This is a genomic window from Streptomyces sp. WP-1, assembly GCF_030450125.1.
Classification (GTDB): domain Bacteria; phylum Actinomycetota; class Actinomycetes; order Streptomycetales; family Streptomycetaceae; genus Streptomyces; species Streptomyces incarnatus.
The window spans coordinates 2,650,131-2,672,912 of the sequence record NZ_CP123923.1; the positions used below are offsets into that span (position 1 = coordinate 2,650,131).

24 protein-coding genes are annotated in these 22,782 nt (G+C 71.6%); 5 read left to right on the forward strand and 19 right to left on the reverse strand.

The genetic code is table 11. The annotated features are described in order from the left end of the window. Window positions 1-71 precede the first annotated feature (71 nt). The 4 genes from ligA to QHG49_RS11185 all read right to left on the reverse strand — a co-directional run bounded on the left by ligA (window position 72) and on the right by QHG49_RS11185 (window position 4,619). Window positions 72-2,270, reverse strand: a complete 2,199-nt coding sequence (ligA, locus tag QHG49_RS11170) for an NAD-dependent DNA ligase LigA (protein ID WP_301489174.1) — start codon at window positions 2,268-2,270, stop codon at window positions 72-74. Between the two features lie 15 nt (window positions 2,271-2,285). After that, window positions 2,286-3,293, reverse strand: coding sequence for a methionine synthase (locus QHG49_RS11175; protein ID WP_301489176.1), 1,008 nt, complete (start codon window positions 3,291-3,293; stop codon window positions 2,286-2,288). A gap of 80 nt (window positions 3,294-3,373) precedes the next feature. Next, window positions 3,374-4,063, reverse strand: coding sequence for an SDR family oxidoreductase (locus QHG49_RS11180; RefSeq protein ID WP_186337793.1), 690 nt, complete (start codon window positions 4,061-4,063; stop codon window positions 3,374-3,376). 16 nt (window positions 4,064-4,079) lie between these two features. After that, window positions 4,080-4,619 carry a TIGR00730 family Rossman fold protein gene (locus tag QHG49_RS11185; RefSeq protein WP_145485675.1) on the reverse strand — a complete coding sequence of 180 codons (540 nt, stop codon included), beginning with the start codon at window positions 4,617-4,619 and terminating at the stop codon, window positions 4,080-4,082. A gap of 74 nt (window positions 4,620-4,693) precedes the next feature. On the opposite strand from QHG49_RS11185, the gene QHG49_RS11190 reads away from it, so the two are divergent. Further along, window positions 4,694-5,017 carry a DUF427 domain-containing protein gene (locus tag QHG49_RS11190; RefSeq protein WP_301489181.1) on the forward strand — a complete coding sequence of 108 codons (324 nt, stop codon included), beginning with the start codon at window positions 4,694-4,696 and terminating at the stop codon, window positions 5,015-5,017. Window positions 5,018-5,054: 37 nt separating this feature from the next. Beyond that, window positions 5,055-5,837 (forward strand): alpha/beta fold hydrolase, encoded by a 783-nt coding sequence (locus QHG49_RS11195; protein WP_159705235.1) that lies wholly within the window; start codon window positions 5,055-5,057, stop codon window positions 5,835-5,837. A gap of 25 nt (window positions 5,838-5,862) precedes the next feature. On the opposite strand, the gene mnmA is transcribed toward QHG49_RS11195, so the two are convergent. The 4 genes from mnmA to QHG49_RS11215 all read right to left on the reverse strand — a co-directional run bounded on the left by mnmA (window position 5,863) and on the right by QHG49_RS11215 (window position 8,986). Next, a complete protein-coding gene (gene mnmA, locus QHG49_RS11200; RefSeq protein ID WP_301489184.1) occupies window positions 5,863-6,984 on the reverse strand; it encodes a tRNA 2-thiouridine(34) synthase MnmA in 1,122 nt (373 codons plus the stop codon). Between the two features lie 297 nt (window positions 6,985-7,281). Further along, window positions 7,282-8,451 carry a cysteine desulfurase family protein gene (locus tag QHG49_RS11205; RefSeq protein ID WP_301489185.1) on the reverse strand — a complete coding sequence of 390 codons (1,170 nt, stop codon included), beginning with the start codon at window positions 8,449-8,451 and terminating at the stop codon, window positions 7,282-7,284. Window positions 8,452-8,510: 59 nt separating this feature from the next. Further along, complete coding sequence (locus QHG49_RS11210) at window positions 8,511-8,789, reverse strand: DUF4190 domain-containing protein (RefSeq protein WP_145485679.1); 279 nt, start codon at window positions 8,787-8,789, stop codon at window positions 8,511-8,513. A 29-nt stretch (window positions 8,790-8,818) separates the two neighbouring features. Next, window positions 8,819-8,986 (reverse strand): hypothetical protein, encoded by a 168-nt coding sequence (locus tag QHG49_RS11215; RefSeq protein WP_167532244.1) that lies wholly within the window; start codon window positions 8,984-8,986, stop codon window positions 8,819-8,821. A gap of 144 nt (window positions 8,987-9,130) precedes the next feature. On the opposite strand from QHG49_RS11215, the gene QHG49_RS11220 reads away from it, so the two are divergent. Beyond that, window positions 9,131-9,757: a TetR family transcriptional regulator gene (locus tag QHG49_RS11220; RefSeq protein ID WP_145485680.1), complete on the forward strand. Its 627-nt coding sequence runs from the start codon at window positions 9,131-9,133 to the stop codon at window positions 9,755-9,757. 12 nt (window positions 9,758-9,769) lie between these two features. Here the strand turns inward: QHG49_RS11220 and QHG49_RS11225 are convergent, their stop codons facing one another. The 5 genes from QHG49_RS11225 to QHG49_RS11245 all read right to left on the reverse strand — a co-directional run bounded on the left by QHG49_RS11225 (window position 9,770) and on the right by QHG49_RS11245 (window position 14,120). Next, complete coding sequence (locus tag QHG49_RS11225) at window positions 9,770-10,549, reverse strand: ABC transporter permease (RefSeq protein ID WP_301489189.1); 780 nt, start codon at window positions 10,547-10,549, stop codon at window positions 9,770-9,772. Beyond that, on the reverse strand, window positions 10,546-11,541 hold the full coding sequence (locus QHG49_RS11230) for an ATP-binding cassette domain-containing protein (RefSeq protein ID WP_159705226.1): 996 nt from the start codon (window positions 11,539-11,541) through the stop codon (window positions 10,546-10,548). The genes QHG49_RS11225 and QHG49_RS11230 overlap by 4 nt, the downstream gene beginning before the upstream one ends. Window positions 11,542-11,614: 73 nt before the next feature. Further along, window positions 11,615-12,454: a DUF4097 family beta strand repeat-containing protein gene (locus QHG49_RS11235; RefSeq protein WP_159705222.1), complete on the reverse strand. Its 840-nt coding sequence runs from the start codon at window positions 12,452-12,454 to the stop codon at window positions 11,615-11,617. Between the two features lie 78 nt (window positions 12,455-12,532). Beyond that, complete coding sequence (locus tag QHG49_RS11240; protein ID WP_159705219.1) at window positions 12,533-13,042, reverse strand: toxin-antitoxin system HicB family antitoxin; 510 nt, start codon at window positions 13,040-13,042, stop codon at window positions 12,533-12,535. Window positions 13,043-13,229: 187 nt separating this feature from the next. Continuing rightward, window positions 13,230-14,120, reverse strand: coding sequence for a LysR family transcriptional regulator (locus QHG49_RS11245; RefSeq protein ID WP_301489193.1), 891 nt, complete (start codon window positions 14,118-14,120; stop codon window positions 13,230-13,232). Window positions 14,121-14,240: 120 nt separating this feature from the next. Between QHG49_RS11245 and QHG49_RS11250 the strand changes: the two genes are divergently transcribed. After that, window positions 14,241-14,606 (forward strand): nuclear transport factor 2 family protein, encoded by a 366-nt coding sequence (locus tag QHG49_RS11250; RefSeq protein ID WP_301489195.1) that lies wholly within the window; start codon window positions 14,241-14,243, stop codon window positions 14,604-14,606. Window positions 14,607-14,634: 28 nt separating this feature from the next. Here the strand turns inward: QHG49_RS11250 and QHG49_RS11255 are convergent, their stop codons facing one another. Further along, window positions 14,635-15,498, reverse strand: a complete 864-nt coding sequence (locus tag QHG49_RS11255; RefSeq protein ID WP_159705213.1) for a thioesterase family protein — start codon at window positions 15,496-15,498, stop codon at window positions 14,635-14,637. 158 nt (window positions 15,499-15,656) lie between these two features. Here QHG49_RS11255 and QHG49_RS11260 point away from each other — a divergent pair, with 158 nt between their 5' ends. Next, entirely contained in the window at window positions 15,657-16,958 is a 1,302-nt protein-coding gene (locus tag QHG49_RS11260; protein WP_159705210.1) for an esterase family protein, read from the forward strand. Here the strand turns inward: QHG49_RS11260 and QHG49_RS11265 are convergent. The 5 genes from QHG49_RS11265 to QHG49_RS11285 form a co-directional block, all read right to left on the reverse strand. Further along, window positions 16,867-17,526, reverse strand: coding sequence for a trimeric intracellular cation channel family protein (locus tag QHG49_RS11265; protein WP_159705207.1), 660 nt, complete (start codon window positions 17,524-17,526; stop codon window positions 16,867-16,869). The two genes, QHG49_RS11260 and QHG49_RS11265, sit on opposite strands and share 92 nt — an antisense overlap. A gap of 47 nt (window positions 17,527-17,573) precedes the next feature. After that, complete coding sequence (locus QHG49_RS11270; protein WP_301489201.1) at window positions 17,574-18,965, reverse strand: M1 family metallopeptidase; 1,392 nt, start codon at window positions 18,963-18,965, stop codon at window positions 17,574-17,576. A gap of 119 nt (window positions 18,966-19,084) precedes the next feature. Then, complete coding sequence (locus QHG49_RS11275; RefSeq protein ID WP_301489203.1) at window positions 19,085-20,686, reverse strand: dipeptide ABC transporter ATP-binding protein; 1,602 nt, start codon at window positions 20,684-20,686, stop codon at window positions 19,085-19,087. Then, complete coding sequence (locus QHG49_RS11280; RefSeq protein WP_301489205.1) at window positions 20,683-21,768, reverse strand: ABC transporter ATP-binding protein; 1,086 nt, start codon at window positions 21,766-21,768, stop codon at window positions 20,683-20,685. The genes QHG49_RS11275 and QHG49_RS11280 overlap by 4 nt, the downstream gene beginning before the upstream one ends. Continuing rightward, entirely contained in the window at window positions 21,765-22,772 is a 1,008-nt protein-coding gene (locus QHG49_RS11285) for an ABC transporter permease (protein ID WP_159705198.1), read from the reverse strand. Before QHG49_RS11285 ends, QHG49_RS11280 begins: the two co-directional genes overlap by 4 nt. Window positions 22,773-22,782: the final 10 nt, after the last annotated feature.

Consider the following 22,782-nt stretch of genomic DNA (forward strand, 5'->3'; position numbering starts at 1 on the left):
CGGCGGTTGCCCGAATGCGCCGGGGCCACCCGTATGCAACTGGTATGCGCCGAACGGGTGGCCTTCAACCGCTACTCCTCGGTCGGAAGCGCGGCCTCCGTCGCGGCGTCCGGGCCCTGCTCCAACAGGACGCCGAATCCGTCCTCATCGAGCACCGGAACCTTCAATTGCATGGCCTTGTCGTATTTCGATCCCGGATTGTCACCAACGACCACGAAAGAGGTCTTCTTCGAAACCGAGCCGGTCACTTTGGCGCCCCGGCTCTGGAGTGCCTCCTTGGCGCCGTCCCGGGTGAACCTCTCCAGCGTGCCGGTGACCACCACGGTGAGCCCCTCCAGCGGACGCGGACCCTCCGCCTCCCCGCTGACCTGGTCCTCCAACGGGACGCCCGCGGCCTTCCACTTGCGGACGATCTCGCGGTGCCACTCCTCGGTGAACCACTCCTTGACCGCGGCCGCGATGATGGGGCCGACGCCGTCGGTGGCCGCCAGCTCCTCCTCCGTGGCCTGTTCGATGCGGTCGACGGAGCGGAACTCGCGGGCGAGGGCCTGGGCGGCGACCGGGCCGACGTGCCGGATGGACAGTCCGTTCAGAAAACGGGCCAGCGGACGGGACTTGGCCGCCTCGATGTTCTCCAGCAGCGCGAGGGTGTTCTTCTTCGGCTCGCCCTTCTGGTTGGCGAAGACCGTGACGACCTTCTCCGCACCGGTCTTGGGGTCGCGCTTGGGCAGCCCGCTGTCCGGGTCCAGGACGTACGCCTTGATGGGCAGCAGCTTCTCCACCGTCAGGTCGAACAGGTCGCCCTCGTCCACCAGCGGCGGGTCGGCCGGCTCCAGCGGGCGGGTGAGGGCCGCCGCGGCCACCCCGCCGAAGTGCTCGATGTCCAGGCACTCGCGGCCCGCGAGATAGGAGACGCGCTCGCGCAACTGGGCCGGGCAGGTACGCCCGTTGGGGCAGCGGAGGTCGATGTCGCCCTCCTTCATGGGCCGCAGCGGGGTGCCGCACTCGGGGCACTCGCCGGGCATCACGAACTCCCGCTCGCCGCCGTCGCGCAGGTCGACCACCGGGCCGAGGATCTCCGGGATGACATCGCCGGCCTTGCGGATCACGACGGTGTCGCCGATCAGCACGCCCTTGGCCTTGACGACCTCCTGGTTGTGCAGGGTGGCGAACTCCACCTCGCTGCCCGCGACGGTGACCGGCTCGACCTGCGCGTACGGCGTGACACGGCCGGTGCGCCCGACGCCCACCTTGATGTCGATGAGCTTGGTGTTGACCTCCTCCGGCGCGTACTTGTAGGCGATGGCCCAGCGGGGGGCGCGCGCGGTGGAGCCGAGGCGGCCCTGGAGACGGATCTCGTCCAGCTTGATGACGGCGCCGTCGATCTCGTGCTCCACGGAGTGGCGCTTCTCGCCGTCGTAGTGCGCGATGAATTCGCGGACGCCGTCGAGGTCGTCGACCACCCGGTTGTGCGTGGAGGTGGGCAGGCCCCAGGTCTTGAGCAGGTCGTACGCCTGGGACAGGCGGGTCATGCCGCTGAAGCCCTCCAGCGCGCCGATGCCGTGCACCACCATGTGCAGCGGGCGGGTGGCGGTGACCCGGGGGTCCTTCTGGCGCAGCGAACCGGCCGCCGCGTTGCGGGGGTTGGCGAAGGGCTTGTCGCCGGCCGCGACCAGGCGCTCGTTGAGTTCGAGGAACTTCTCCATCGGGAAGTAGACCTCGCCGCGGATCTCGACCAGGTCGGGGACCTTCTCGCCGTGCAGCCGGTCGGGGATGTCCGCGATCGTCCGGACGTTGGGCGTGATGTCCTCGCCGGTGCGGCCGTCGCCGCGGGTGGCGGCGCGGGTGAGGCGGCCGTGCTCGTACGTGAGGTTGACGGCGAGGCCGTCGACCTTCAGCTCGCACAGGAAGTGGTACTTCTGGTCGCCGAGTTCGCGGGCGATGCGGTCGGCCCAGGCGGCCAGTTCCTCGTCGTTGAAGGTGTTGTCGAGGGAGAGCATGCGCTGGCGGTGCTCGACCGCGGTGAACTCCGTCGCGTACGACCCCGCCACCTTCTGGGTGGGCGAGTCGGGGGTGCGCAGTTCGGGGTACTGCTCCTCCAGCGCCTCCAGGGTCTTCAGGAGCTGGTCGAACTCCGCGTCGCTGACGACGGGTGCGTCCTTCACGTAGTACCGGAAGCGGTGCTCCTCGATCTGCTCCGCCAGCTGCGCGTGCCTGTCGCGGGCCTCGGCGGGCACCGCCGTGGTCTCCGCCTGCTTGTCGCCGGCCACCGTGTTGTCCTCCCGTTACTCTGGGTTGTCCGCGAGGGATCTCGCCGCCCGGACGCAATGGGCGAGCGCCTGGCGCGCGTAGGCGGGGGAAGCGCCCGCGAGACCGCACGCCGGGGTGAGGGTGACCGCCTCGGCGAGCAGGCCCGGGTGCAAGCCCAGCCTGCGCCACAACGTCCTGACACCCATGACGCTACCGGCAGGGTCCGACAATGGACCGTCCGTGCCGGGCACGACACCGGCGAACAGCCGGGTACCCGCCTCGACCGCCTCACCGATCACATCGTCGTCACGCTCGGTGAGGAGCGCGAAGTCGAAGGACACCGCGTCGACGCCGGCCCGGCGCAGCAGCGCGAACGGGACGTCGGGGGCGCAGGAGTGGACGGCGACGGGACCGTCCGGGTGGGCGTCGACGACGTCGCGCAGGGTGTGCTCGACGAGTTGGCGGTCGACGGCGCGGTGGGTGCGGTAGCCGCTGGCGGTGCGGACCTGGCCGCGCAGTACGGCGGTGAGCGAGGGCTCGTCGAGCTGGAGCAGGACGCGGGCGCCGGGGATCCGGCGCCGGACCTCGGCGAGATGGAGCCGCAGCCCCTCGGCGAGGGAGGCGGCGAGATCGCGGCAGGCGCCGGGGTCGGAGAGGGCGGCCTCGCCATTGCGCAGTTCCAGGGCGGCGGCGAGCGTCCAGGGCCCGACCGCCTGCACCTTGAGGTCGCCCTCGTACCCCTGGGTGAACTCCTCCAGCGCGTCCAGGTCCTCCCTCAGCCAGGCCCGCGCCCGCCGGGTGTCCCGCCCCGGCCGGTCGCCGAGCCGCCAGCCGCTGGGCTCCACCCGCGCGTACAGCTCGACCAGCATCCCGGCGGTCCGGCCGATCATGTCGGCGCCGGGGCCCCGGGCGGGCAGTTCGGGCAGGTACGGGAAGTCCTCGAAGGAACCGCTGACGGTCTTGACGGCTTCCCGGGCGTCCCCGCCGGGCATGGACCCGACCCCGGTGGCCCCGGCGAACCTGAACACGCTGTTTTCGCTCACCGGAGAAGCCTACGGAACCCGCGGGCGCCGCTCGGCGGCCCGGTCGCACGGTCAGGCCGGCGGCCCGGCCGTACCTCGGGTCAGCGGCCCGGTCGTACCGTCAGATCATTGACCTCGGCGTCCCGGGGCAGGTCGAGGGCCATCAGGATCGTCGTGGCCACCGACTCGGGGTCGATCCACTTCCCGGCGTCGTACTCCTTGCCCTCCTGCTGGTGCACCTTGGCCTGCATGGGGCTCGCGGTGCGGCCCGGGTAGACGGAGGTGACGCGGACACCGGCGGCGTGCTCCTCCTGGCGCAGGGCGTCGGCGAGGGCCTTCAGGCCGTGCTTGGAGGCGGCGTAGGCGGCCCAGCCGGCGTGCGCGGCGAGGCCCGCGCCGGAATTGACGAACAGGACGTGGCCGCGGGCGGCGCGCAGCTGGGGCAGCAGGAGGCGGGTCAGCTCGGCGGGGGCGACGAGGTTGACGTCGAGCTGCTGGCGCCAGGACCTGGGGGTCAGCTCGCCGACCTCGCCGAGGTCGACCACTCCGGCGATGTGCAGCAGGGAGTCCACCCGGTCCGGCGGGCTCTGGTGGGAGAACGCCCAGGAGAGCCGGTCCGGTTCGGCGAGGTCGCCCACCAGGGTGCGGGCCCCGGGGAACTCGGCGGCCAGTTCCTTCGCGCGGCCCGCGTCCCGCGCGTGCAGCACGAGTTCGTCCCCGCGCGCGTGCAGCCGGCGGGCGAGGGCCGCGCCGATGCCGGAACCGGCTCCGGTGATCACATGTGTAGCCATACCCGCCATGCTCGCATCAGCGGGTGCCCAGCTGCTCCTCCAGGTGGGCCAGCGCCCCGGCCGGCTCCTCCGCGAAGAAGACCAGGTCGGCCAGGGGGCGGGGCAGGAAGCCCTCCTCCTCCATGCGGCGGAACTGCTCGCGCAGCCCGTCGTAGAACCCGGCCGTGTTCAGCAGCACCACCGGCTTTTGGGTGCGGCCGTGCTTCTTCAGCTCCAGGATCTCGGTGGCCTCGTCCAGGGTGCCGGTGCCGCCGACCATGATGACCACGGCGTCCGCCTTCTCCAGGAGCAGCTTCTTGCGCTCGGCGAGGTCGGGCGCGATCACCATCTCGTCGGCGGCGGGCCGGGTCTTGTTCGCCAGGAACTCCACGGACACGCCGACCAGCCGGCCGCCCGCCTCCTCCACCCCGTCGGCGACGACCTTCATCAGCCCGACGTTGGAACCGCCCCAGACCAGGGTGTGGCCGCCCTTGCCGAGCAGCCTCGCGAACTCACGGGCGGGCCGGGTGTAGCGCTCGTCGAGGTCGGCGGCGGAGAGGAAGACGCAGATGTTCATGGCCTCCACCGTACGCGGGAGGAATCGGGCGCCGTACGCGGGAAGAACGGGGCGCCCGGCGGCGCTGTCCAGGTATGGCCGAAGGACACACCATCACCATCGAAGCCGGCGAGCGGCACGTGCGCGTGGTGCACGGCGACCAGGTGCTCGCGGAGACCGACCGCCCCCTCCTACTGCGTGAGACGGGCTGCCCGGATCGCTACTACATCCCGGCCGAGGACGTGCGCCTCGACCTGCTGACCCCGTCCGGGACGCACACCGTCTGCCCGTTCAAGGGCACGGCGTCCTACTGGTCGCTGCCGGACGCGCCCGACCTGGTCTGGGCCTACCCGGAGCCCAAGCCGGACGTCGCCCCGATCAAGGACCACCTCTGCTTCTACGACGTCGACGTGTCGTGACCGACGAGTCCGCCGTCGTGCGGCAGTCTGCACCGACATGGACAAGAAGACGACTTCACGCGACGGAACCTCCCTCGCCTACGCGGTGAGCGGGCGGGGGCCCGTGGTGATCCTGGTGAGCGGCGCGATGTCCACCGGCGGCACTCTGGCCCCCCTCGCCGAGCGGCTCGCGGACCGGGTGACGGCCGTCGTCTACGACCGCCGGGGCCGCGGCGCGAGCGGCGACACCGCGCCGTACGCGGTGGACCGCGAGGTCGAGGACCTGGCAGCGCTGCTCGACGCGGTCGGCGGGGACGCCGCGCTGTTCGGCGTCTCCTCCGGCGGCGCGCTGGCACTGGAGGCGGCGGCGAGCGGGCTGCCGGTCACCCGTACGGCGGTGTACGAGGTGCCGTACGCGGACCATCTGGCGGGCGGCGCCGAGCGCGAGGCCGCGTACAAGCGGGACCTCGGGCGGGCGCTCGCGGACGACCGGCGCGGGGACGCGGTGGAACTGTTCCTGCGGCTCACCGGGCTCGGCGAGGAGATGATTGGGCGCGCCCGCCAGTCCCCCATGTGGCCGGGCCTGGAGGCCGCCGCGCCGAGCCTCGCGTACGACGACGCCGTGATGGGCGACGGACTGCTCCCCCGCGCCCGCCTCGCGGCTCTCTCCGTGCCGCTGCTGGCGGTCGCGGGCGGCGCGAGCCCCGAGTGGATGCGGCAGGCGGGCCGGGACATCGCGGACGCGGTGCCCGGCGGCGCGTACCGGGTCCTCCAGGGGCAGACCCACATGGTGGAGCCGGAGGTGCTGGGCCCGGTGCTGGCGGACTTCTTCGCCCCTTAGCCGCCGGTACGCCGTGAAACGGAGGTCACGCCGCCGTCGTCGCCCGGGTGGTGGAGGCGATCGTGGCCGAGCCGACGACGCGCGTGCCGTCGTAGAGCACGATCGCCTGGCCGGGGGCGACGCCGCGGACCGGTTCGGTGAAGCTGACGCGCAGTTCGCCGTCGACCGGCTCGGCCCGTACCTCGGTCTCGCCGCCGTGGGCGCGCAGCTGGGCGGTGTAGGTGCCGGGTGCGGTGGGGGCGGTGCCGCACCAGCGGGGCTTGATCGCGGTGAGGGCGGTGACGTCCAGGGCGGCGGCCGGGCCGACCGTGACGGTGTTGTCCACCGGGGAGATGTCGAGGACGTAGCGCGGCTTGCCGTCGGGGGCCGGGGTGCCGATGCGCAGGCCCTTGCGCTGGCCGATCGTGAAGCCGTACGCCCCCTCGTGCGTGCCCAGGCGGGTGCCGGACTCGTCCACGATGTCGCCCTCGGCCTTGCCGAGCCGCCGGGCGAGGAAGCCCTGGGTGTCGCCGTCGGCGATGAAGCAGATGTCGTGCGAGTCGGGCTTCTTGGCCACCGCGAGGCCCCGGCGCTCGGCCTCGGCGCGGATCTCCTCCTTGGTGGTGACCGTGTCGCCGAGCGGGAACATCGCGTGCGCGAGCTGCTTCTCGTCCAGGACGCCGAGCACGTACGACTGGTCCTTGGCCATGTCGGAGGCGCGGTGCAGCTCGCGGGAGCCGTCGGCGCGGACGATCACCTGGGCGTAGTGGCCGGTGCAGACGGCGTCGAAGCCGAGGGCGAGCGCCTTGTCCAGGAGCGCGGCGAACTTGATCTTCTCGTTGCAGCGCAGGCAGGGGTTGGGGGTGCGCCCGGCCTCGTACTCGGCGATGAAGTCCTCGACGACGTCCTCGCGGAAGCGGTCGGCGAGGTCCCACACGTAGAAGGGGATGCCGATGACGTCGGCGGCGCGGCGGGCGTCGCGCGAGTCCTCGATGGTGCAGCAGCCCCGCGCGCCGGTGCGGAAGGACTGGGGGTTGGCGGAGAGCGCGAGATGGACGCCGGTGACGTCATGGCCGGCTTCCGCGGCGCGCGCGGCGGCGACGGCGGAGTCCACCCCGCCGGACATGGCGGCGAGGACGCGGAGGGGGCGCTGCGGGGTCTCAGTCATAACCCTTCCAGGGTACGGGCCCCGGAAAAATCATGGGCCGGGCTCTTTATGTCTGGTATGAGCGGGATTACTCTGTTTACAGGCCTACGAGACGAGTGAGGGAGTCCAAGCGGAGTAGCCGACGTCAGCGTGAGACCGCGAGGGATCCGCTGGTGCCGACGTCGACGCTCGGGCTGAGAGGCCGGAAGGTCGCAGGACGGACCGGAAGGCGACCTCCAGACACCTGATCCGGACCATGCCGGCGAAGGGAACCCGCCTCGTAGGTCGTTTTCTGTGCCCTTTTCCCGGCCGCCGGGTTCAGGTGAGGCCGGCCGCGCGGGCGCGTTCCACGGCGGGGCCGATGGCTTTGGCGACGGCGTCCACGTCCGCCCGGGTGGAGGTGTGGCCGAGGGAGAAGCGCAGGGTGCCGCGGGCCAGGTCGGGGTCGACACCGGCGGCGAGCAGGACGTGGCTGGGCTGGGCGACGCCCGCGGTACAGGCGGAGCCGGTGGAGCACTCGATGCCCTGGGCGTCCAGCAGGAGCAGCAGGGAGTCGCCCTCGCAGCCGGGGAAGGTGAAGTGCGCGCTGGCGGGCAGCCGGCCGCCGGGGGCGGGGTCGCCGCCGAGGATCGCGTCCGGTACGGCGGCCAGCACGGCGTCGGTCAACCGGTCGCGCAGGGCGCCCACTTCACGCTCGAACTCGCCGCGCCGCCCGGTCGCGACGCGGCCGGCGACGGCGAAGGAGGCGATGGCCGGGACGTCGAGGGTGCCGGAGCGCACATGGCGTTCCTGGCCGCCGCCGTGCAGGACGGGCACGGGGGTGTGCTCGCGGCCCAGCAGCAGGGCGCCGATGCCGTACGGGCCGCCGATCTTGTGCGCCGAGACGGTCATCGCGGCGAGGCCGCTGGCACCGAAGTCGACGGGGACCTGACCGAAGGCCTGGACGGCGTCGGCGTGCAGCGGGACGTCGAACTCGGCCGCGACGTCGGCGAGTTCGCGGATCGGCATGATGGTGCCGATCTCGTTGTTGGCCCACATCACGGTGGCCAGCGCGACGTCCTCGGGATTGCGGGCGATGGCCTCGCGCAGGGCGCCCGGGTGGACGCGGCCGTGGGCGTCGACGGGGAGGTACTCCACGGTGGCGCCCTCGTGCTCGCCGAGCCAGTGCACGGCGTCCAGGACGGCGTGGTGCTCGACGGGGCTGGACAGGACGCGGGTGCGGGCGGGGTCGGCGGCGCGGCGGGACCAGTACAGGCCCTTCACGGCGAGGTTGTCCGCCTCGGTGCCGCCGGAGGTGAACACGACCTCGCTGGGCCGTGCGCCGAGCGCGTCCGCGAGCGTCTCGCGTGCTTCCTCGACCGTACGGCGGGCCCGGCGGCCGGAGGCGTGCAGGGAGGAGGCGTTGCCCGTGATGCTCAGCTGCGCGGTCAGAGCCTCTGCCGCCTCCGGGAGCATGGGGGTGGTCGCGGCGTGGTCGAGGTAAGCCATGGTGGGGTGATTCTACGGCGCGGCCTTCACGTCGGCGGTGCGCCCTCGGGTACGCGGCCTCACAGGCTCCAGGACACCGTGTTCGAGATCTGGACGGCGATCAGGAGGACCGCGAGGTCGGCGACGCCCAGGGCCAGGCCCAGGCAGGCGCGGCCGCGGCGGGCGGTGCCGCGCCACAGGGAGACCGCGGCCAGGGCGATGGCGACCGGGCCGAGGAAGAGGTTGAGGACCAGGAGGCCGAGGAGGCCGAGGATGAAGGACGCGACGGCCATGCCGTCGGCGTCGCGGTTGCGGGCGGGGGCCCCGGTGCGGCCCGTGGCCGGTGCGGTGAGTTGCATGGTGCTCGACTCCCGAGGGTCGGTGGCGGTCAGTTGGCCGAGGTGCGCCGGCGGCGGCCGATCCGCTCGCGGACGGCGAAGACGCCGAGCCAGACGGCGATGACGGCGGCCAGTACGCCGGTGACGGGCAGCGGTGCGTGGGCGACGGTGCCCAGCACCACACCGAGCAGCATGAGTGCGGCGACGAGGAACAGCATGGGATCAGATCCCCCTCCGGGATGCCTCGCGTTCCAGCTCTGTAAAGTTTCGGTGAACAGTTGTAGTAACACTTGTTCACTGACTTTGAGTCTAGCGCGTTTGGCGGCTTTTCAATTCCAGAGAACAGTTGTTAACTGGATGACATGAGTCACACCCTCGGCGCCCGGCAGGCCCAGAAGCAGAAGACCCGGCAGGCGTTCCTCGACGCGGCGCTCGCGCTGCTGGAGGAGCAGAGCCTGAGCAGCCTGGGCCTGCGCGAGGTCACCCGGGCCGTCGGTGTCGCCCCCACCGCCTTCTACCGGCACTTCCGCTCGATCCCCGACCTCGGTGTCGCCCTGGTCGACGAGGCGCTCGGCAGCCTGCACCCGATGGTGCGCGAGGCGGTGTCCACGACCGGCGACAGTGCGGAACGCATCGCGCGCGCCGTGGAGTTGATCGCCCACTACGTCGCCGCCCACCCCTCGCACGTCCGCTTCATCGCCCGTGAGCGGCACGGCGGGGTGCAGCCGGTGCGCGAGGCCATCGGCGGCCAACTGGCCCGGTTCGCCGACGAGGTGCGGGCCACCCTCGCCCAGGACCCCGGGGCGGCGGGCTGGAGCGACGACGACGTGCTGATGCTCGCGCGGCTGTACGTCGACCAGATGCTGATCACCGCCTCCCTGTTCCTGGAGGCGCTGGAGGGTCCCGCGGACGAGCGGGACCGGGTGGCCCGGCTGGCCACCCGGCAGCTGCGGCTCATCACCATCGGCCGCGACCACTGGCTGGACTGAGCGGCGGGGCCGTCAGCGCTTGGTGCCGCTGTTGAACAGCGAGCGTGACCAGAGGTAGCCGACCAGCGCGATCCCGGCGCACCAGGCCATCGCGATCCACCCGTCGTCGCCGATCGCCGTGCCGCAGAGCAGTCCGCGCAGCGCCTCGGTCATCGGCGTGAACGGCTGGTTCTCCGCGAACCAGCGCAGGCCCGGCGACATCGACCCGGCCGGCACGAACGCCGAGCCGAGGAACGGCAGGAACTGGATCAGCAGCGGCTTGTTGCTCGCGGACTCGACCGTCTTGGAGACCAGGCCGAACGCCACCGACAGCCAGGTCACCGCGAACGCGACGGCCGCGAGCAGACCGGCCGCGGCGAGCCACCGGAGCGGGCTCGCCCCGGAGCGGAAGCCGACCGCGAGGGCGACGCCCACGACCGGGACGCAGCAGAGCATCGTCTGGAGGACGCTGCCGATGACATGCCCGGTCATGAACGACGAGCGCGTGATGTCCATGGTGCGGAAGCGGTTGATGATGCCCTCGGTCATGTCGTCGCAGACCGCGATCGAGGTCGACATCGAACCGGCGGCCACACCCATGATGATGATCCCGGGGGTGAGATAGCCGATGTACGCGTCCCGGCCGCCCATGCCCGCGCCGATCGAGCCCCCGAAGGCGTACACGAACAGCAGCAGCATCAGGATCGGCATCATGGCGGCGCCGAGCCCCACGGAGGGGTAGCGGATCGCGTGCTTGAGGTTGCGGCGCAGCATGGTCCGCGAGTCGTGCACGGCGTGGGCGAGCGTGCTCATCGGTTCTCCTTGAGGTGCAGCGGGGCGCCGGAGCCCGCGGTGCCCTGGCCGGTCAGGGCGAGGAAGACGTCGTCGAGGTCGGGGGTGTGCACGGAGAAGCCGGCGGCCCGGATGCCGGCGGCGTCGAGCCGGTCGAGCAGGGCCCGCAGCGCGTCGAGTCCCCCGTCGCCCGCGACCCGCAGGGCGAGTCCGTCGTCGTCCCGGGCGGCGCCGGGGAAGGCCGCGGCGGCGCGCTCGTACTCGGCGGACCCGGTGAACCGCAGCCGTACATGGCTGCCGGGGATGCGCGCCTTCAGTTCGTCGGCGGTGCCCTCGGCCACGATCCGGCCGCCGTCGAGTACGGCGATCCGGTCGGCCAACTGGTCGGCCTCCTCCAGGTATTGGGTGGTGAGGAAGACCGTCGTACCGCCCGCGACCAGCTCGCGCACCATGTCCCACATGGTGCGGCGGCTGCGGGGGTCGAGGCCGGTCGTCGGCTCGTCCAGGAAGATCACCTGGGGGTCGCCGACCAGTGTCATCGCGAGGTCGAGCCGGCGCCGCATGCCGCCGGAGAAGGTCGCGGCCCGCTTGCGGGCGACGTCCGCGATGCCGAACCGTTCGAGCAACTCCCTGGTACGGGCGCGCCCTTCGCGCTTGCCGAGGCGGAGCAGGTCGGCCATGAGAAGCAGGTTCTCCTCGGCCGTGAGCAGATCGTCGAGCGCGGCGAACTGCCCGGTGACCCCGATCGCGGAGCGCACCCCGTCCGGGGCGGTGGCGATGTCGTGGCCGGCGACCTGGGCCTGCCCGCCGTCGGCGGCGACGAGCGTGGACAGGATCTGCACGGTGGTGGTCTTGCCGGCCCCGTTCGGCCCGAGCAGCGCGAACACGGTCCCGGCCGGGATGCGCAGATCGATGCCGTCGAGGACGGTCTTGTCGCCGTACGACTTGCGCAGATCGAAGGCGGAGACGGCGGCGGGCGGCCGCGCATCGCCACTCTTGATTGGCGTGGGCATGACAGAAAAGGGCATGACGCCCCCCGTTCGAAGGCTGAGGTGGAGTGGGAGGTGAGCCGGTCGCGGTCGCCGCTCAGTGCCGGGCGCGGCGCACGTCGATGTTGCCGTAGCGGGTACGGGCGCGGACCTTGACGGTCTCCTCGGACGCTCCGGGAGCCCCGGAGACGGTGAGCGCGTTGCGCACATGCCCGCGTTCGGAGCTGACGTCGAGCCAGGCGGCGGTGCCCTCGCGGACCCCGACCTCGATGGCGCCGTGGGAGGTCTCCAACTGGACGCTGCCGCGCACGACTTCGGCGGCGCGCAGGGTGCCGTGGGCGGTGGTGGCGACGACATCGCCCTCGGCGCACTCGATGTCGATGTCGCCGTTGGCGCCGCTCACCCGCAGCTCCCCGGTCACCACGCCGACGACCGTGCTGCCGTGCGAGTTCTTCAGGACGGCGGGGCCGTGGACGGTGCCGACGCGCAGGCTGCCGGAGCTGGTGGTGATCTCGGCGCCGCCCGCGACCCGGTCGACGCTGATCGAGCCGTGGGAGACGGTCAGCTTGAGCGGCCCGGCCGTATCGAGGCGGACGTCGCCGACCGAGGTCTTGACCCGGGCCTCGCCGAGCCCACCCTCCCCGAACACCTGGACCCAGGAGCCGCTCACGTCGACGCGCGAGCCCGTGGGCAGTTCGACCGTCACCTCGACGGTGCCGGTGGGTCCGATGAAGGTGCGCTCCTTGGTCCGGATGCTCAGCTCGCCGTTCGCATAGGTGACCTCGGTCTGCTCGGCGGCCCGTACGTCCTTGCCCCGCTTGCCGCCGGGCAGGACCTCCACGACGGTGTCGGGCCGGTCGCTCGCGACGAGGCGGAGGGAACCGGCGCCGACATGGGCGGTGACGGAAATGGGCGCGGGTGTGTCGAAAGCAGGCATGGCTGTGCCGTCCTCATGAGTCCGTGGGGCGTCCCCGCTGGTGGGACGTGGTCTGAGTGAAGCGGTCGGGCGGGGCGGCTAGCGCACCCAGCCCGTGAAGCTCTGTCCGAACGTCTGGGCGGGCTCCGCGGGGCGGGGCCGGGTGCCGCCGTCGACCGCGGCCGACACGGCCCGTACGAGCCAGGCGTTGACGGACAGCCCCTCCCGGCTCGCGGCCTCCTCGGCCCGCGCCTTGAGCTGGGCCGGCAGCCGCAGGTTGACCCGGGCGGTGCCGCCCTCGTCGGTGTCGGCGGGCGCCTGCGAGGGCGCGGCCGGCCCGGCGGCGGCCTCGACGGGTCCGCCGGTCTCCGGCAGCGTCACCACGAAGTCGGGATCCAGCCCCCGCAGCCGCACATCGACCGAGCCGGGCGCCAGGTCCCGGGTGATCTCGTCCATCGCGGCGGACAGCACATTGAGCATCGTCAGCCGGGCCGCCGACTCCAGGGGGGCGGTCAGCCGCTCGGCCAGCTCCCGGGCGTCCTCGCCGCCCGCTTCGGCGGCGACGGAGAGTTCGCGACGGAGGTTGTCGACATAGGGGGTCAGGTCCATGACGCCATCATGGCACCATGATGGCGCCACACGCAAGGAGGAATGGCGTCACACGCACGGGAATCCGTGAGAATCGTCGATACCAAGACCCTGAACTGCGTAAACGCGCGAACGAAACCTCATGCGCCAAAGTGGCGCCGGGCGGCACCGTGTGGTGCCACATGACGCCACGTGGTGCCACATGGTGCTAGGCGTGCGCCGGACCGGCGAACGCCCGGCGGCCGTACGCGAGCAGTTCGCGCACCGCCGGGCCCTGGCCGCCCTTCCAGACCAGCGCGAGCAGCGCGGGGGTCTCGACGTCCTCGATCAGGCGAGCGGTGAGCCGGTCGCCGTAGCGCGCGGCCATGGACTCGCTGAGGACGGCGACGGCGAGATCGCGGGCGGCGAGGCCGGCGATGGCGTCGGCGGCGGTGGCCTGGAGGGCGATCACGGGGCGCAGGTCCCGCGCGGCGCACGCCCGGTCGAACACCGTCCGCAGCCCGGTGCCGGGCGGCATGCACACGATCGGGTGGGCGACCAGCTCGGACAGGGCGACCCGGGGCCGCGCGGCCAGCGGATGGCCGTGCGGTACGGCGGCGACGAGCCGTTCGCTGACGAGGGTCAGCGCCTCCAGGCCCTCCGGGGCCGCGGCCGCGGTGCCGACCAGCGCCAGGTCCACGGCCCCCGCGCGCACCCCCCCGACGAGCCGGTCGGAGTTGTCCTCCAAAAGCGCGAGCTCCACCCCGGGGTGGTCCCGGTGGAACGCGGCGAGGGCGTCGAACAGCGGCGTCACGGTGCAGCCGACGACCATCCCGACGGTGAGCCGGCCCCGGATCAGGTCGCTCACCTCACCCACCGCCTGCCCGACCGCCCCGGCCGCGGCGAGCGCGGTCCGGGCGTGGGCGAGCGCGGCCCTGCCCGCGACCGTGAGCGTGACCGTGCGCGCCGAACGGTCGAACAGCTCGGCCCCCAGCTCCCGCTCCAGGCGGCGGATCTGGGCGCTGACACCGGACTGGCTGATGTGCACCCGCTCGGCGGCCCGGGTGAAGTTCCGCTCCTCGGCGACCGCGACGAAGTACTCCAGCTGCCTCAGCTCCATGACCCTGGATTCTAGTTCTCAGAAGTTCCATCTGTTGGACTTCTGATGGGCCCACGACCAGCCTGGGAGGCGTCGGCAGACACCACCGATGTCGGCAGACATCACGGACGAGGAGGAACCGTGCCGGAGTACGAGAAGGCCATGCGCCCCGAGGACATCACCCGCCTGTTCGTCGAGCGGTCCGACGCGGGGGACGCGGCCGGGGTCGCCGCCCTCTACGAACAGGACGCGGTGCTGGCGTACCCGCCGGGCGAGCGGACCGTGGGCCGGGAGGCGATCCGCGCGCTGTGGGAGAAGGTGCTGGCGAACCGGCCCCGGTTCGAGCCGGAGCCGCCGCTGCCCACGCTGGTCAGCGGCGGCATCGCGCTCACCGCGACCCCGCCGAAGGACGGCGCCGGCGCCCGCGCCCAGGTCGCCCGGCGCCAGCCCGACGGGAGCTGGCTGCGCCTGCTCGACCAGCCGGAGTTCGTGGCGCCCGCCCGTTGAGGATCCCGGCCCCCTGGAAACGTCCGGGTCAGGCCAGCCTGACCCGTGCCAGCTGGCGGGACTGGGCCACCAGCCGGTCCTCGCTGTCCCAGACCTCCGCGTCCTCCTCCAGGAAGCCGCCGGCGAGGTTGCGGGTGGTGATGGCGACGCGCAGCGGGCCCGGGGCGGGGCGGTGCCGGATGTGGGTCGTCAGTTCCACGGTGGGGACCCAGCCCTTGAGGCCCATCTCGAAGGCGGTCGGCGGCAGCGCGTCCACGGCCAGCAGCAGCGACAGCGGGTCGGCGTCACGGCCGTCCGCGAGGCCGAACCAGGCGCGCATCTCGCCCTTGCCGGAGGGCTGCCCGAGCGCCCAGCCGAGGGTGGCCGGGTCCAGCTTGAGCAGCAGGCGCTCGGTGATGGCCGAGGTGCCCTTGAGCGGGTCGGGGCCGTCGGCCGGGCCGAAGCACTGCTCGAAGGGCGGGATCGCGGGCGGCTTCGCGGTCGTACGGACGTCGTCGGGCAGGCCGGAAAGGTCGCCGTAGGAGGCGAGGACGCGGATGCGTTCGACCTCGTCGCCCTCGTCGTCGTACTGGAAGAGCGAGGCCTGGCCGGTGGAGAGGGTGCGGCCGGTGCGGACGGTCTCCGTGCGGATCACGGCCCTGCCCGGCCGGGACGCGGTCAGGTAGTGGGCGGAGATGGTGAAGGGGTCCGGGTGCGGAAGGGCGTCCCCGAGGGCCCGGCCGAGCACGGCCAGCAGATAACCGCCGTTGACGGCGCCGAGGATGGTCCAGCCGGCCGAGAGGTCGACGTCGTAGACCCCGGGCTCGCGGCGGACGACGGCGGTGTCGCGGTCGAACTCGCTGTCGCCGATCCGGGCCGGCGACGGGGAGGGCGCGGAAGCTGCTTCTGCCATGGCTGAACGGTACAACAGGCAATTACTAAGCGGTAGCTTTTGGCGTTCCCACCCCTTGGCGTCACGGTAGGATTACGGGAGGTGAGGTTTCGGCAATTTCTCGGTAAGTGTCAGGACACGTCCGTAACCCCGGGGCCTTGTTTTCCCTCTATCGGGACATGAGCCTCACCGGGACTCCGTTCCTCTACACGACCATCGTGCTGGCCGTGATCGCCCTCATACTGCCGCTTCTGCTGTGGTCGAAGATGCGCGGCCCCAAGCACCTGCGCACGGTCGCCCGCGTACTGATGCTGCTGTTCGCCCAGGGCACGGCCGTCACGCTGGTCTTCGTGCTGGTGAACAACCAGAACAACCTGTACGACAACTGGGCCGACCTCTTCGGCACCGGCAGCCACGTCGAGCAGGCCGCCGACCTCGGCCGCGACGGCACCGGCGGCATAGCGGTCAAGCGCCTGCCCAAGGTCAAGCAGACCTTCACGCAGGCCACCGGGCCCGGCATGCACTCCGCCGGCGGCGTCCGTGTCACCCAGCTCAAGGGCCGGGTCTCGGGCGTCGACGCCGAGGTCTACGTCTGGCTGCCGCCGCAGTACGACGACCCGGCGTACCGGCACAAGAAGTTCCCGGTGGTCGAGGTGCTGCCCGGCTACCCCGGCTCGGCGCGCGCCTGGTTCGGCTCGATGAAGGCCCATGAGCAGCTGCTGCCGCTGATGAAGAGCGGCCAGGTCGCCCCCTTCATCATGGTCGCCCCGCGCACCAATCTGCTGGCCGGTGTGGACACCGGCTGCGCCAACATCCCGGGGCAGGTCAACGCCGACACCTGGCTGAGCATCGACGTGCCCAAGATGGTCATGGACAACTTCCGTGCCCAGCCGGCCCCGCAGGGCTGGGCCGTCGCCGGGTACTCGGCGGGCGCCCAGTGCGCGGTCAAGCTGGCCGTGGCGCACCCGGACCGGTACAAGGCCGCGGTGAGCATGTCGGGCTACAACGACCCGATCGGCGAGCGCAACTCGCTGGCCGCGCAGAACCCCACCCTGCGCGCCGAGAACAACCCGTACCTGCTGCTGAAGAAGGCCGCGGTGCCGCCGCCCATCGCGCTCTACCTCTCCGGCGAGTCCGGTGACGGCTACGAGGCGGGCATGGCCCTGGAGTCCGTCGCCAAGGCGCCGACCACCGTGCACGTGGTGTTCCTGCCGAAGAGCGCGGGCGGTCACACCATGGCGCTGTGGCGGCCGCAGGTGCCGGACGTGTTCCGCTGGCTCACCGTCCAGATGGGCCAGAGCCACGTCAAGGGCCGGGACCACTCCGTGCCCGGCCCCGGGACCGGCGTCGGCGCCCCCGCCGGGACGGCCGCCGCCGGGGCCACCGGCACTACTCCTCGGTCACCGTCGAACGGCGGTTCCACGCACGCGGAGCTCGCCAGTGGAACCGCATCGCGAGGAGACGAAGCACAAAAGCGGTGACGGCCGCGATCCCACTGGTGAGGGGGGTCAGCGCGTCGTAGCGGATGCACAGCACCACCATGCCCGCGCCGACCATCGCCGGGACCGCGTACAGATCGCGGTCCCAGCGCAGCAGCGAGGGCACCTCGTTGGCCACCAGGTCGCGCAGCACACCGCCGCCGACCGCGGTGGCCAGCCCCAGCGTCGCCGACGCGGTCAGGCCGAGGCCGTAGCCGTACGCCTTCGTCGTACCGCTGACACAGAACAGGCCGAGGCCGGCCGCGTCGAAGACGAGCACCGCCGTCTGGATCCGCTCCACGTGCGGATGCAGGAAGAAGACGACGAGCGTGGCGAGCAGCGGGGTGAGGAAGTACCCGAGGTCCGTGAAGGCGGCCGGGGGCAGGGCCCCGATCACCACGTCGCGGAAGAGCCCCCCGCCCAGCGCGGTCACCTCGGCGAGCACGGCGATGCCGAACACGTCGAAGTTCTTCCGGACCGCCAGCAGCGCGCCGGAGATCGCGAAGACGAAGATGCCGATCACGTCGAGCGTGTGCTGGACGGAGGGGCTGAAGAACTGTTGGAGCTGCACCCTGACATTCTCACCTGTCGAGCGGGCTAAACCTTACAAAGCCAGGTTTACAGGGCGGGTTTACCTGTGGTGAACAGCCAGGTGTCGAACAGATCACCGAGCTGCTGTCCGCTGATCCGCTCGGCGAGGCGGATGAAGTCGGTGGTGTCCGCGTTGCCGTGCCGGTGCAGCCGGGTCCAGGCGGGGAGCAGCCGGAAGAACGCCTTGTCGCCGATCCGCTCGCGCAGCACCTGGAGGGTCATGGCGCCGCGGTCGTAGACGGCGTCGGCGAACATCGTGTCCCGCTGGGGGTCGGCGACCTCAGTCCGCCAGAAGGAGGAGTCGGCCGGGAGGGAGTCGTAGGCGGCCAGGAACGAGTCGTGGGCGGTGCGGGTGCCCCGGTGCTCGGCCCACAGCCACTGGGCGTAGGTGGCGAAGCCCTCGTTGAGCCAGATGTCCTTCCACTGGGCCACGCTCACCGAGTCGCCGAACCACTGGTGGGCCAGCTCGTGCACGATGGTCGTCTCGCTGCGCACGGCGGAGTACGCCGGCTTGGACTGCACCTCCAGCGAGAACCCGGCCTCGGGCATGTCGTCCACGATCGCGCCGGTCTCCTCGAACGGGTACGGCCCGAAGATCTTCGACCAGTAGTCGGTGGCCTCCGCGGTGACCGCGTACACGTCGACCTTGTTCGAGTTCTTCAGCACCGGGTCGACGGCGACGTAGATCGGGATGCCGCCGGGGGTGCGGCCGGTACGGACGTCGAATTTCCCGATGGTGGCGGTGGCGAGGTAGGTCGCCATCGGCTCGGACTCCCGCCAGTGGGTGTAGGTCGAGCCGCCGCGGTCGCGCGTCGACACCAGCCGGCCGTTGGAGACGGCGGTCAGGCCCTTCGGCGCCTTGATCCGGATGTCGTAGGTGGCCTTGTCGGAGGGGTGGTCGCTGGACGGGAACCAGGTGGAGGCCGCGTTGGGCTCGCAGGCGACGAAGACGCCGTCGGGTGTCTTCATCCAGCCGTACTTGGAGCCGAAGACGATGGGACCGGTCAGCGGCTGGGGCACGCCGCCGTAGGTGACGCGCACGGTGAAGCGGCGGTTCCTGGCGAGCGGGGCGCGCGGGGTGACGGTGACCTCGGCGCCGTCGCGGGTGAACCGGGCCTTCCTTCCGTTCACTTGTATCCGTGTGATCTCCAGTTGCTGGAGGTCCAGGTCGAAGGAGGAGAGGTTCTGGGTGGCGCGGGCGGTGAGGGTCGTACGGCCGTCCAGGCGGCCGGTGCCCGGGGCGTACGCGAGGTCGAGGTCGTAGTGCAGCGCGTCGAAGCCGCCGTTGCCCAGCTCGGGGAAGTAGGGGTCGCCGATGCCGGGGGCGCCGGGGGTGGGGGCGGGGGCGGCGGCGACGAGGAGGAAGGAGGCCGCGGCGGTGGCCAGGGCCCCCGCACGGGCCGAACGGGAGAGTGCCATGAGTCGTCCCTTTCGAGCGTGTGCCGATCAGGTGTCGGACACGGGCGACTCTGCACTCTCCCGTTCAGGCATGTACATGCCCTTGCGTGAACCGTTCTCGGGCGGCGGGCCCTTTTCGGCTACTTGCCCTTCGGGTTCGGGGACTTGGAGGTGACGGCGGGCTCGCTCTCAGCAGCGGCTTCCGGGTCCGGCTCGGCAGCCGACCCGGACCCGGACTCCTCGGCGACAGACTCCGGCTTCGCGTCCGACGCAGGTGAAGTCCCGGCCGTGGACGCCGGCTTGGCCTCGGCCGCACCCTCCGCCCCGGTCTCGGGCTCGGCCCCGGCCTTGGCCTCGGGCACGACCCCGGGCTCCGCCGCAGCCTCCGACTTCGCGTCCGGCGCTGGCGAAATCCCGCCTGCGGACTCGGACTTGACCCCGGCCGAACCCTCCGCCGCGGCCTTCGCCCCGGGCTCAGTCCCGGCCTTGGCCTCGGGCACGACCCCGGGCTCCGCCGCAGACTCAGACCCCGGCTCCGACGACGACTCCAGCTCCGACTCCGACGAAGTCTCGGTCACAGCATCGGACTTGGGCTCGTCCTCCAGGCCCCCGGCCAGCACCGCGTCCGGTACCAGCTCCGACGCCTCCTTCGCCGCCGACAGCAGGACCGTGTCCTGCGGTGCCTGGTCGGCGAAGTTCTCCGGGTGGTGGCAGGCGACCCGCTGGCCCGGCTTCAGCTCGACGAGCTGCGGCTCGGTCGTCCGGCAGATCTCCGTCGCCTTCCAGCACCGGGTGTGGAAGCGGCAGCCCGACGGCGGGGCGATCGGCGAGGGCACGTCGCCGCGCAGCAGGATGCGTTCGCTCTTCTGGCCCCGGCGCTTGGTGTCCGGCACCGGCACCGCCGACATCAGCGCCTTGGTGTACGGGTGCATCGGCGCCTCGTACAGGGCGTTGCGGTCGGCCAGTTCGACGATCTTGCCGAGGTACATCACCGCGATCCGGTCCGAGACGTGCCGGACGACGGAGAGGTCGTGCGCGATGATGACGTAGGTCAGGCCCAGCTCCTGCTGGAGGTCGTCCATGAGGTTGACGACCTGGGCCTGGATCGACACGTCCAGCGCGGACACCGGCTCGTCAGCCACGACCAGCTTCGGCTTCAGGGCGAGCGCGCGGGCGATGCCGATGCGCTGGCGCTGGCCGCCGGAGAACTCGTGCGGGTAGCGGTTGTAGTGCTCGGGGCTCAGACCGACCAGTTCGAGCAGCCGCTGCACCTCCTTCTTCACCCCGCCCTCGGGCTCGACGCCCTGGAGCCGGAACGGCGCCGAGACGATCGAGCCGATGGTGTGCCGGGGGTTCAGGGAGCCGTACGGGTCCTGGAAGATCATCTGGATGTCGCGGCGCAGCGGACGCATGTCGCCGGTGGACAGCCGGGTGATGTCCTGGCCCTCGAAGGAGATCGTGCCGCCGGTCGGGTCCTGGAGGCGGGTGATGACCCGGCCCATGGTCGACTTGCCGCAGCCCGACTCGCCGACGACGCCCAGGGTCTCGCCCTTGCGCACCTCGAAGTCGATGCCGTCGACGGCCTTCACCGCGCCGACCTGGCGGCGCAGGATGCCCTTCTTGATCGGGAAGTGCTTGGTCAGGTTCTCGACCTTGAGCAGCACCTCGCGCTCGTCCGGAGCCGACGCCTGCTCGGGGACCGCGGCCTTCGCGGCGGTGTCCGTCTTCTTCGTCTCACTCACAGCTTCGGCGCAATCTCTTCGGTCCAGATCCGCTCGCGGTCCTCGGCCGACAGGTGGCAGGCGGACCAGTGTCCGGCGCCGACCAGCTCCAGCTCGGGGCGCACCGTGCGGCTGACGTTGTCCGCGGGGAGGTCCGCGTACGGGCAGCGCGGGTGGAAGGCACAGCCCGAGGGGACGTTGATGAGGCTCGGCGGCTGGCCCTTGACCGGGATGAGCCGTTCCGAGGTCTCGCGGTCGATGCGGGGCATCGAGCCGAGCAGGCCCCAGGTGTAGGGGTGCTGCGGCTTCTCGAAGACCTCGGCGGCGGCGCCGCGCTCCACGCACCGGCCGCCGTACATCACGAGGACGTCGTCGGCGATCTCGGCGACCACGCCGAGGTCGTGCGTGATCATGATGACCGCGGAGCCGAACTCCTTCTGGAGGTCGCGGATCAGGTCGAGGATCTGCGCCTGGACGGTCACGTCGAGGGCGGTGGTCGGCTCGTCCGCGATGAGCAGTTCGGGGTTGTTGACCAGCGCCATGGCGATCATGGCGCGCTGGCGCATACCGCCGGAGAACTCGTGCGGGTAGCCGTCGACGCGCTTGGCCGGCTCGGGGATGCCGACGCGGTCGAGCATCTCGATGGCGCGCTTGCGGGCTTCCTTCTTGCCGGCCTTGTGGTGCACCCGGTACGCCTCGACGATCTGGTCGCCGACCTTGTAGTAGGGGTGCATCGCGGACAGCGGGTCCTGGAAGATCATCGCCATGTCGCGGCCGCGGAGCCTGCGCACCTCGTCCGGGGAGGCGCCGACCAGTTCCTTGCCGTTGAGCCAGATCTCGCCGGACATGCGCACGTTCTTGCCGCGCGCGCCGAGCCGGTGCAGGCCCATGACGGCGAGCGAGGTGACGGACTTGCCCGAGCCGGACTCGCCGACGATGGCGAGGGTCTTGCCCTTCTCCACCGAGAAGGAGAGCCCGTCGACGGACTTGACGATGCCGTCGTCGGTCGGGAAGTGCACCTTGAGGTCGCGGACCTCCAGAAAGGCCGAGGGCGCCTTGGCGGTGGACTCCTCGCCCGTTTCGGTCTTGGAGAGTTCGGTCACGAGAGCCTCACCCGCGGGTCGGCGGCGGCGTAGAGCACGTCCACCACGAGATTTGCGATGACGACGAAGATGGCGGCGAGCAGGGTCACGCCGAGGATGGGGGGCAGGTCGTTGGTGCCGATGGCCTGCACGGCGAACTCGCCGACCCCGTGCAGCGAGAAGACCGTCTCGGTGATCACCGCGCCGCCGAGCAGCAGACCGAGGTCCATGCCGAAGACGGTGATGATCGGGGTGAGGGCGGCGCGCAGACCGTGTCTGCGGACGACGACGTGTTCCCTGAGGCCCTTGGCGCGGGCCGTGCGGATGAAGTCCTCGTTCATCGTCTCCAGCATGCCCGAGCGGGTGAGCCGGGCGTAGATCGCGGAGTACAGCAGCGCGAGCGAACACCACGCGGGGAACAGGGTGTTGGCCCATTGCGCCGGGTTCTGGGTGAACGGGACGTAGGTGCGGCCGAAGATCGGCCAGGTGTAGGTGAAGAGCAGGAGCGCCAGGTTGCCCGTGAAGAACATGGGCAGCGAGACACCGGCCAGGGCGACGCCCATGAAGGTGCGGTCGAACAGCGAGCGCGGCTTGAGCGCCGAGATGACGCCGACCACGATGCCGGAGATCAGCCAGAGCACGGCCGCGCCGGCGGCCAGCGAGAGGGTGACGGGAAGGCGGGAGGTGAGCTGCGGCCAGACCGCTTCGTGCGTCTTGAAGGAGTAGCCGAAGCAGGGCGCACCGCAGTGCACCGTGCTGGGACCGACGCTGTAGTCGGCGCCGGCCACGATCCCCTTGATGAAGTGCCAGTACTGGACGTAGACGGGCTGGTCCAGACCGAGGTTGTGCTTGACCGCGGCGATGTCCGCCTTCGACGGGCTCTTTCCGATGTACTGCTGCGCGAGCTGGTCCGCTGTCTGGCCGGCGATGCGCGGCAGCAGGAAGAAGATGGCGAAGGTGACCGCGGAGACGACCAGCAGCAGGATCACTGCCGCGACCGTCCGGCGGAGGATGTACGAGATCACGGGGACCGGC

Coding starts and splice junctions, on each gene's coding strand:
- QHG49_RS11180 (WP_186337793.1), bottom strand. CDS start 4,063: ATGGCTACACATGTGATCACCGGAGCCGGTTCCGGCATCGGCGCGGCC.
- QHG49_RS11185 (WP_145485675.1), bottom strand. CDS start 4,619: ATGAACATCTGCGTCTTCCTCTCCGCCGCCGACCTCGACGAGCGCTAC.
- QHG49_RS11190 (WP_301489181.1), top strand. CDS start 4,694: ATGGCCGAAGGACACACCATCACCATCGAAGCCGGCGAGCGGCACGTG.
- QHG49_RS11195 (WP_159705235.1), top strand. CDS start 5,055: ATGGACAAGAAGACGACTTCACGCGACGGAACCTCCCTCGCCTACGCG.
- mnmA (WP_301489184.1), bottom strand. CDS start 6,984: ATGACTGAGACCCCGCAGCGCCCCCTCCGCGTCCTCGCCGCCATGTCC.
- QHG49_RS11205 (WP_301489185.1), bottom strand. CDS start 8,451: ATGGCTTACCTCGACCACGCCGCGACCACCCCCATGCTCCCGGAGGCG.
- QHG49_RS11210 (WP_145485679.1), bottom strand. CDS start 8,789: ATGCAACTCACCGCACCGGCCACGGGCCGCACCGGGGCCCCCGCCCGC.
- QHG49_RS11215 (WP_167532244.1), bottom strand. CDS start 8,986: ATGCTGTTCCTCGTCGCCGCACTCATGCTGCTCGGTGTGGTGCTGGGC.
- QHG49_RS11220 (WP_145485680.1), top strand. CDS start 9,131: ATGAGTCACACCCTCGGCGCCCGGCAGGCCCAGAAGCAGAAGACCCGG.
- QHG49_RS11225 (WP_301489189.1), bottom strand. CDS start 10,549: ATGAGCACGCTCGCCCACGCCGTGCACGACTCGCGGACCATGCTGCGC.
- QHG49_RS11230 (WP_159705226.1), bottom strand. CDS start 11,541: ATGCCCACGCCAATCAAGAGTGGCGATGCGCGGCCGCCCGCCGCCGTC.
- QHG49_RS11235 (WP_159705222.1), bottom strand. CDS start 12,454: ATGCCTGCTTTCGACACACCCGCGCCCATTTCCGTCACCGCCCATGTC.
- QHG49_RS11240 (WP_159705219.1), bottom strand. CDS start 13,042: ATGGACCTGACCCCCTATGTCGACAACCTCCGTCGCGAACTCTCCGTC.
- QHG49_RS11245 (WP_301489193.1), bottom strand. CDS start 14,120: ATGGAGCTGAGGCAGCTGGAGTACTTCGTCGCGGTCGCCGAGGAGCGG.
- QHG49_RS11255 (WP_159705213.1), bottom strand. CDS start 15,498: ATGGCAGAAGCAGCTTCCGCGCCCTCCCCGTCGCCGGCCCGGATCGGC.
- QHG49_RS11260 (WP_159705210.1), top strand. CDS start 15,657: ATGAGCCTCACCGGGACTCCGTTCCTCTACACGACCATCGTGCTGGCC.
- QHG49_RS11270 (WP_301489201.1), bottom strand. CDS start 18,965: ATGGCACTCTCCCGTTCGGCCCGTGCGGGGGCCCTGGCCACCGCCGCG.